The following is an 8,694-nucleotide window of genomic DNA, read 5'->3' on the forward strand; positions in this document are numbered from 1 at the left end:
CGTAGTGGCGGGTGCGGCGACCCCCGCCGGCCGTTCTGAGGAGGACCACCGTGGACTTCACCGCATCTCACCTGGTGCCACTGGTCGATGAGGGGTTGGGCAACAGCGCCTACCTTGTCGATCTGGGTGATGGCGGCGCGTTAGCCGTGGACGTCTCGCGCGACCTGCGCGCGTTGCGCGCCGCCGTCGCCAGGCGAGGGCTGCGCGTCCGCTTCGTGGCCGAGACCCACCTGCACGCCGACTTCGTCTCCGGCGCCCGCCAACTCCGGGAGGAGGGCGCGTCGGTGATCGCCTCGGCCGCGGGCGGGCGGGAATTCCCCCACCTCCGGATGGGGGAGGGCGATGAGCTGGACTTGGGCGGGCTCACGCTGCGTTTCCTGGCCACTCCGGGCCACACCCGCGAGCATCTGGCCTACCTGCTGTGCGACGGCCCGCGCGTCCTGGGGGTGTTCACCGGCGGGTCGCTGGTCGTCGGGGCGGCGGCCCGCACCGATCTGGTCGATCCGGAGCGCACCCACGAGCTCGCCCGCGCCCAGTACGCCTCGCTGCGTCGCCTGGCCGAACTGCCCGATGAGACCGCGGTGTGGCCCACGCACGGGGCCGGGTCGTTCTGCTCGGCCCCGCCCGGCGCGCACCGCGTCTCCACCATCGGCGCGGAGCGGGCCGCCAACCCGCTGCTGGCCGCCCCCGACGCTGAGGCGTTCGCGGACGCGCTGATCGCCGACCTGGGCAGCTTCCCGCCCTACTTCCTGCGGCTGGCCGAGGTGAACCGCCGCGGCCCGGCCCTGGTGCCCGAATCTCCGCCCCTCGCCGGCTTGAGCCCCGAACAGGCGCGCGCCGCAATGGCCGAGGGCGCCCAGGTCGTTGACGTGCGCCCCGTACCCGCCTTCACCGCAGGCCACATCCCCGGAGCGCTCTCCAACGCGCTGCGCCCACAGTTCGCCAGTTGGCTCGGCTGGCTGCTGGATCCCGGTGCCGCGCTCGTCATGGTCGCCGAGCAGCACAGTGACGCTGCGGAAGCGGCCCGGCAGGCCGCCAAGATCGGCCATGAGGGCTCCCTCAGCGTGCTGGAGGGCGGAATGGCGGCGTGGGAGGCGGCCGGATTCGCCACCTCCTCTCTGTCGCTGGTCACCGCCGCGCAGATGGGCGACCGTCCGGTGCTGGACGTGCGCCAGGAAACCGAGTACACCGCCGGCCATGTTCCCGGTGCCCTGCACAGCGAGCTCGGCGACCTGCCCGGACAGGCGGGCGGACTCGCCCGGGGCCCGCATGTGGTGATGTGCGGGCACGGCGAACGCGCGGCCACCGCCGCCAGCCTGCTGGCCCGCGCCGGAAACAACGACCTGGCCGTGCTGGAGGGCGGCCCCGGAGACTGGGCCGAGACCACCGGACGCGACCTGGAGGAAGGGCGGTGACGCGCGCTGCCGGCGGAACCGCTCCGGTACTGGGGCTGCGCGCCAACGCCGCACAGTTCGTCCTGCTGGTCGCGGTCAACGCCCTGGTCGGCGGGATGCTCGGCCAAGAGCGCATCGTGCTGTCCCTGCTGGGCGAGCGAGTGTTCGAGGTCTCGGCCTACACCGGCGCACTGACCTTCATCTTCGCCTTCGGTGTCACCAAAGCCGCGGCGAACCTCTTCGCCGGGACCTGGTCGGACCGCTTCGGCCGCAAACCCGTGCTGGTGGCGGGCTGGCTGATCGCCCTACCGGTGCCGGCGATGCTGATCCTCGCCCCGTCCTGGGGATGGGTGGTGGCGGCCAACGTGCTGCTCGGCCTCAACCAGGGCCTGACCTGGTCGACCACCGTCATCATGAAGATCGACCTGGTGGGGCCGCACCGGCGCGGCCTGGCCATGGGATTCAACGAAGCCGCCGGCTACCTCGCCGTCGCCGCGACCGCGATGGCCACCGGCTACCTCGCTGAGCAGTTCGGGCTGCGTCCGGCGCCCTTCCTGCTGGGCGCGGCCTACCTCGCCCTCGGGCTGGGGCTGTCACTGCTGGCGGTGCGCGAGACCCGCGGCCACGCCGACGCCGAAGCGGCCACCCATGCCCCGCCCACCCGTCGCCCTCCACCATCCTCAACGGAGCCGCTCCGCGGCGCGGTGTTCTCTCCGGACGCCGACCGCCCCGCCCTCACCATGGGTCGGATCTTCACCCTGACCAGTTTCCGCGAGCCGGCGCTGTCCTCAGCCAGTCAGGCCGGCATGGTCAACAACCTCAACGACGGCCTGGCCTGGGGGCTGTTCCCTGTGCTGTTCGCCACCGCCGGACTCTCCGTCAGCCAGATCGGCTGGTTGGGCGCGATCTATCCGGCGGTGTGGGGCGCGGCCCAACTGGGCACCGGCGCGCTGTCGGACCGTTGGGGCCGCAAGCACCTCATCACCACCGGGATGCTGCTCCAGGCCGCGGCCCTGGGCGTCATCGCCGCGGCGTCGGCCTTCAGTACCTGGGCCCTGGCCGCCGTCCTGCTGGGGCTGGGCACCGCCATGGTCTATCCCACCCTGCTGGCCGCCATCGGTGACGTCGCGCACCCGGCATGGCGTGCCCGTACCGTCGGGGTCTACCGGCTCTGGCGCGACGGAGGCTTCGCTGCCGGGGCTCTGGTCGCCGGCGTCGTCGCCGATCTGTTCGGCCTGCGTGCCGCTGTGTGGGCCGTCGCCGCCGTCACCGCCCTCTCAGGACTGCTGGTCGCGATGCGTATGTACGAAACCCACCCCGCCGACCGCCGCGATCGGGGCGAGGAGGAGACCGCACCGCGGCCGTGAACCCCGGCCGTACGAGTGCCGTGGTAGGCCCTCCGCCCCGGTCAGGGGGCGGAGGGCCGGGCGGCGTGGATGACGCCGTGAACCGCGTGGGAGATGCGTTCGGCGGCGGTGTCGGGGTCGGGCCGGCCGGCGTCCAGCCAGGCGATGACCGCTTCGATGGTGAGAGCGGGAACCAGGCGTGAGGCCCAGTCGGTCCACGGCCCGCCGGGAAGCTGCGCGGCGAGGTTTCTGGAAGCGATCCCCACAGAGGCGGCGGTGAGGCCTTCCACCAGCTCGCGGAACTCCGGTTCCCGCACGGCGTGCCGGAACAGCAGCCGGAAGGCGTCGGGGTCCTCGGCCGCGGCGCGCAGCAGTGCCGGGATGGCGCTGTCGTCGAATTCGTCGGCACCCACCCGCTGGTCGAGGCGTTCACAGGTGCGGTCGAGTACCGCCCGGTAGAGGTCGGCCTTGGACTCGAAGTGCCGGTAGAGGAGCACGCGGGTGATCGCGGCCTCGGCGGCGATGTCGTCCAGGCCGGTCGCGGCGAACCCGGTGCGTGCGAAGGCGCGGGTGGCGGCGTCGAGGATCTGCTCGCGCCGCTCGGCCCTGCGTAGCCGGCGCACCGGCCCGCGCGCCGCCGGTCGTTCGTGTGCCTCCTGCTCGCCGGTTCCCATGCTCACCCTTCCACTTGTTTGCAACGAAGTATACAACTAATCTTGTTTATGACTGAGTATACAAGTTGGTGTCTACGGAAAGTGTGGCGTGATGACCCCTGTCCAGTTGCCGTTCGAGCAGCCCCATCCACTCCGGCCCGCCCCTGTACTGCACGAGCTGCGGACCCGCGGGCCCGTCCACCGGGTCCGTACCGCGGTGGGCGATGAGGCGTGGCTGGTCACCGGGTACGAGGAGGTGCGGCGCCTGCTGGACGACGACCGGCTCGGCCGCTCCCACCCTGCCCCGCACACCGCCGCCCGCACCGGAGAGTCGGCCCTGTTCGGCGGCCCGCTCGGCGACTACGGCACCGAACACGCCGATCACGCGCGCATGCGCGCACTGCTGCGGCCGCACTTCTCGCCCAAGCGCATGCGCGCACTGCGCCCCCGCGTGGAGGCGCTCACCACCGCCCTGCTCGACGACCTCGCCTGGCAGGGTCCACCGGCCGACCTAAACCGGGCGCTGGCCCTGCCGCTGCCGATCGCGGTGATCTGCGAGCTGCTCGGCGTTCCCCACGCCGACCGCGACCGATTCCGCGTCTGGACCCAGGCCGCCGCCGACGTGCGCGACCGCGCCCGCTCCGAACAAGGCCTGGCCGACCTGTTCTCCTATGGGCGGGAACTGGTGGCCCGCAAGCGGCGCGAACCCGGCGACGACGTCATCTCGCACCTGTGCGCGACCGATGGCGTCGGCGACGACGAAGCCGCCATGCTGGGCATGTCGCTGCTGTTCGCCGGGCACGAGACCACGGTCGTGGCCATCGGCCTGGGCGCCCTGCTGCTGTTGGCCCACCCCGACCAGTGGCGGGCCCTCCTGGCCGACCCCGGGCTGGTCGACACCGCGGTTGAGGAGGTCCTGCGCGCCCCGGCCAACGCGGGCGGCGGCATTCCCCGCTACGCGCACACCGACCTGGACATCGCCGGAACGCCCGTCCGCCCCGACGAGCTGGTGCTGCTCGACACCGGCGCCGCCAACCACGACCCCGCCGTCTTCACCGACCCCGACCGTTTCGAGGCGACCCGGCAGGCCGCCGGCCACCTCACCTTCGGACACGGATCGCGCTACTGCATCGGCGCGCCCCTGGCCCGCATCGAGCTTCGGACCGTCTTCGCCCAGCTCATCCCGCGCTTTCCGGCGATGCGGCCGGCCGTGGAGGTAGCGGAACTGACCCTCAACCGCGACGTGCTCACCGGCGGCCTGACCGAACTTCCCGTGACCTGGTGAGGACCACCGTGCCCAGCGCGCACCACCCGATCTTCGCCCGCCTCTACCCCCGCATGAGCCGGGCCATGGACCAGGGCGGCATGGCCGAGCAGCGCCGGATACTGCTCGCCGGGCTGACCGGCGAGATCATCGAGATCGGCGCCGGCGACGGCGGGAACTTCGCCCACTACCCGACCACGGTCAGCCACGTCCTGGCGGTGGAGCCCGAACCGCGCCTGCGCGCACTCGCAAGCGCCGCCGCCCGGCACGCCCCGGTCCCCGTCACCGTGGCCGACGGCCTGGGAGAGGACCTGCCCGCCCCTGACGGCAGCCGAGACGCCGCCGTCTTCGCCCTGGTGCTGTGCACCGTTCCCGACCCCGGCGCGGTTCTGGCCGAGACCGCCCGCGTGCTCAGGCCGAGAGGGCGGACCCGTTTCCTGGAGCACGTCCGCGCACCCACCCCCGGTCTGGCCCGACTGCAACGCCTACTGGACGCCACCGTCTGGCCGCCACTGGTGGGCGGCTGCCACCTGGGCCGCGACACCGCCGCGACCATCGAACAGGCCGGGTTCAGCATCGAGCGGATCGACCACTTCCTGTTCCCTCCGACCCGCAGTCCGGTCTCCTTCCACATCCGCGGCACCGCGTACCGCCCCTGACCGCACACCTCGCCACTGGGTTCGGGGGACACCCCCGACACGGGCTGCGCACGGTAGGCACGCCTTGACAGCTCCTCTGCGCCGGCGATGACCAGGTGCACAGAGGACGGCCGCGGCGTGTTCGCTGTTCCTCTGCTGCGCGACCGCCCCTTCTGGGGTGTCTCTTCCCCTGTTTCTCACCGGCGAAGGTGCTCCGGGAAACCGATCACCCCGTTTGACCTGGATCTTTGCCCTATCGACCCGCGTGGATCCTTGTCGGGGCGGGCAGGAGCGAAAAAAGAGCTCGCAGCCGTCCGGAGGGCGGTCAGCAGCCACCGTGGAAGTCGCGCGTTCGGGTGCGGCGCTGGAACAACCGCCCCGCTGCGTGCGCTCGCCGATGGCACCCTCCACTCGCGACTGTTCAAGGAAAAGGCCAAGGGGGAAGCCGTGACCGATCGGACATTGGTTGATCGGCTGCTGCGGACCCGGGGTAGCGCTGTCATCTCCGCCTATCTCGGGCTGCCCAACGATCCCACCGAGCAGCGGGGAGTTCCGATCCGGCTTGAGGAACAGCTGTACCAGGCGGGGATCGATCCACGTGCGGCGCCTGCGCTCAGGCGCGATGCCGACACCATTCGCGACGCCGTCGCCGGCCTCTACGACACGCTGCGAAACGGGGTGGCGCTGTTCGTCTCCGGGGAGATCGGACTCTTCGAGCAGGTGTGGCTTCCCCGCATAGTGCCCGATCGGGTGATCGTCGGGCAGCGTCCGTACGTGCGCCCCCTTCTCGCGACACAGCAGCGCTGTCCGCGGTACTGCGCGGTGGTCACCGATCACCAGCACAGCACACTCCTCATCGCCTCGGCCGATGGGCTGTGGGAATCCGACCACCTGGTCAGTCCAGGGGTTCGCAAGCCCAACTTCGCCGGCTGGTACGGGCTGGCCGAATACACGGTCCGAAACCGGGCAGAGGGGCTGGTCCGCCGACACCACCGACACACGGTGGAAGCGGTCGAGAACGCCTTGAGGCGAAACGGGTGCGAACTGGTCGTTGTGGGGGGTTCGCGGCACAGTGTCGCCGAGTTCCGCACCGTGCTGCCGCGGCATCTGCGGGAGCGGCTCGCCGGGTCCTTTACCACGAACCCCCGTGTGGCCACACCGGCGGAGGTGCGGCGAGACGCCGACGAGGTCGTCGACCGCTGGAACCGGGAACGGCAGAGGAGGCTTCTCGACGACATCCGGGCGCACGCGGGCACGGACGCCGCCCGCGTGGTCAGTGGGCTCACCGGATGCCTTTCCGCCGTGAACGAGCGGGCGGTCGACCTCCTGGTCGTCCGGACCCACGACACCGCGCCAGGCGTCGTCTGCGACAACTGCGACCTCCTCGCCTTCGAGGAGAGGACCTGTGCGATCTGCGGCACCGAGAACCGCCCGGTCCCCGACGTGTACGAGGAGATGGTCGTGGCCGTGCTCGACTCCGGCGGAACCGTCGAACAAGTCGACTCCGACGCGCCGGTGCCGGGCCACCCCGTCGCCCGCCTGCGCTTTCCCGTTCCAGCGGGCGGCTGACTCGCCGCGGGGCGCTTCCGGGGCGGCCAGGGGGCCGTGACCGCGTACGTCGCGGTCGGGATGGGCAGGGGCAAGCGTAAGGGGCCGGTGGAGGGAGGCGGATCGGAGAGCGTTCGTCCCGGTCGCCGCTCCTTGAACCGTCGTAGGCCTGCGGAGTCGCCGGGGCTGTATTGGAGGAGGGGGACGGTGTCGTTCACTGGTGTTGAGAACCTCGACCGAAGTATCCATAAGACCAACACGTGGCTTGCCGATGTGGCCGAAAGGTTCGGAACAACGGACCGGCAGTTCACGTATCGGGTGGTCCGGGCGTGGCTGCACACGGTGCGTGACCGGCTGAGCGTCAATGTCGCCGCGCACCTGGCGGCGGGTCTTCCCGAGCTGCTGCGCGGCGTGTTCTACGACGGGTGGAATCCGAGCCGGGTGCCCGGCAGCTACGATCGCGACGAGTTCGTGAACAGGTTCGCCAGAGAGGCGCGGGTCGCGAACGCCGACGCACCGGGGAAGATCTCGGTGGTGTCCGCGGTGTTCCGCGACCATCTCGGGAACGGCGCGTTCGACAACACTCTGCAGCAGCTTCCCCGCGACCTCCGCCGGTTGCTGGGATCGGAACCGGTGCGCCACCCCTCGACCGAAGAGGAGACCGGCCGTTAGCGCCGCGCTCCTCTCGTGCCGCTCCGGGCGGCCAGGGCCGGAGACTCCAGCAGGCGAGCGAGCATCGCGGGATGTCCCGGGCGGGGATCCTCTCCGCCCGGGAGGGCGTCATCGTCCAGAACAGCGCAAGGGCGCCGGTGAGGCACGGCGGGCACACAGCGCCCGTCCCGTGTCCGCGCGCCGCCCGGCGCGCTCACTTGCCTCTTTGCACGGGAATGCGGCGCTCCTTCTTCTCCTTCTCCTTGGTCGGAATCGGCACGCTGACCTCGAGGATCCCGTTGTTGTACGTCGCCTGTACGTCGCTCTCGTCCACCCCTTCAGGCAAGGTCACGGTGCGGACGAAGGAGCCGTAGCGAAACTCCGAGCGGTGCTTCTCCTTGCTCCCCTCCCGCCGCTCGCCGCGGATCGTCAGCCTGCCGGAGGCGACGGTGATGTCGACGTCCTTCTCCGGGTCGATGCCCGGCATCTCGGCCCGCACGACATAGCGGCCGTCCTCTTCGAAGTCCTCGACGCGTATCCGGTACATGCCGGGCCGCTCACTGAAGAACGGCATGTCGAACCAGTCGGACAGATCAGGAAACAGCGTTCCTCTGCGTGACAGCTCAGCCATGGTTGTCCCCCCCTCAACCCCTCTGGCTTCCGTCGTCCTTCTGCCTGGCACTACCCGAACAGCACCTCCGTATCCGGCCGAAATCTCTTCCGGACGCGGACCAGGGCGGCATGGCCGAGCAGCGCCGGATACCGCTCGCCGGGCCGACCGGCGGGCGGCATCGAGACCGGGGCCGGCGGCCTCGGAGAGAACCTGCTCTCTACACGGGCTCGGCAAACAGGACTTCCGGGACATGATCCGTGTATCCAAGCATGTTCATGGGTGGGTTTCCGTTTCCGCCGCGGCCGTCGGAGCACTCGCGCCGGGGCGCGGCTCGAATCGAGGGCGCGGCAGTCCAACCAGGCGAGGTAGCTCGCCTCGGGCCGGGCTCGCGGAGTGGGCTCAGGGATGCAGTAGCTGTTCGCGAAGTGCCTCGACCAGGTCGTCGTCAACACCGAGCTGTTCGGCGGCGTAGCCGTAGAACTACGACCCGCGCCCGCCCGACCACGCGGTCTACAAGATCGCTCCCGGGCGGCAGGGTGAGATGTGACAGGAGTGCTCGGAGGGCGGCTTCATCTGCGTCGGCTGGG

The 8,694-nt window shown here is 71.0% G+C and carries 8 protein-coding genes; 6 read left to right on the forward strand and 2 right to left on the reverse strand.

Features of this window, described 5'->3' with window-relative positions:
- Positions 1-50 precede the first annotated feature (50 nt).
- Together VS93_RS20565 and VS93_RS20570 are read left to right on the forward strand one after the other, a co-directional pair.
- Positions 51-1,415 (forward strand): rhodanese-like domain-containing protein, encoded by a 1,365-nt coding sequence (locus tag VS93_RS20565; protein WP_046471531.1) that lies wholly within the window; start codon positions 51-53, stop codon positions 1,413-1,415.
- Positions 1,412-2,761, forward strand: coding sequence for an MFS transporter (locus tag VS93_RS20570; protein WP_046471532.1), 1,350 nt, complete (start codon positions 1,412-1,414; stop codon positions 2,759-2,761). The genes VS93_RS20565 and VS93_RS20570 overlap by 4 nt, the downstream gene beginning before the upstream one ends.
- Positions 2,762-2,802: 41 nt before the next feature.
- Here the strand turns inward: VS93_RS20570 and VS93_RS20575 are convergent, their stop codons facing one another.
- Positions 2,803-3,414: a TetR/AcrR family transcriptional regulator gene (locus VS93_RS20575; RefSeq protein ID WP_046471533.1), complete on the reverse strand. Its 612-nt coding sequence runs from the start codon at positions 3,412-3,414 to the stop codon at positions 2,803-2,805.
- Between the two features lie 91 nt (positions 3,415-3,505).
- Between VS93_RS20575 and VS93_RS20580 the strand changes: the two genes are divergently transcribed.
- The 4 genes from VS93_RS20580 (at position 3,506) to VS93_RS20595 (ending at position 7,515) form a co-directional block, all read left to right on the forward strand.
- Entirely contained in the window at positions 3,506-4,678 is a 1,173-nt protein-coding gene (locus tag VS93_RS20580; RefSeq protein ID WP_046471534.1) for a cytochrome P450, read from the forward strand.
- 8 nt (positions 4,679-4,686) lie between these two features.
- Positions 4,687-5,316 carry a class I SAM-dependent methyltransferase gene (locus tag VS93_RS20585; protein ID WP_236700639.1) on the forward strand — a complete coding sequence of 210 codons (630 nt, stop codon included), beginning with the start codon at positions 4,687-4,689 and terminating at the stop codon, positions 5,314-5,316.
- A gap of 426 nt (positions 5,317-5,742) precedes the next feature.
- On the forward strand, positions 5,743-6,864 hold the full coding sequence (locus tag VS93_RS20590) for a baeRF10 domain-containing protein (protein WP_046471535.1): 1,122 nt from the start codon (positions 5,743-5,745) through the stop codon (positions 6,862-6,864).
- A 186-nt stretch (positions 6,865-7,050) separates the two neighbouring features.
- A complete protein-coding gene (locus VS93_RS20595; protein WP_046471536.1) occupies positions 7,051-7,515 on the forward strand; it encodes a DUF2267 domain-containing protein in 465 nt (154 codons plus the stop codon).
- Positions 7,516-7,708: 193 nt separating this feature from the next.
- Here the strand turns inward: VS93_RS20595 and VS93_RS20600 are convergent, their stop codons facing one another.
- Positions 7,709-8,125: an Hsp20/alpha crystallin family protein gene (locus VS93_RS20600; protein WP_046471537.1), complete on the reverse strand. Its 417-nt coding sequence runs from the start codon at positions 8,123-8,125 to the stop codon at positions 7,709-7,711.
- Positions 8,126-8,694: the final 569 nt, after the last annotated feature.

Origin of the sequence: Allosalinactinospora lopnorensis (genome assembly GCF_000981225.1) — a bacterium.
Lineage (GTDB): Bacteria > Actinomycetota > Actinomycetes > Streptosporangiales > Streptosporangiaceae > Allosalinactinospora > Allosalinactinospora lopnorensis.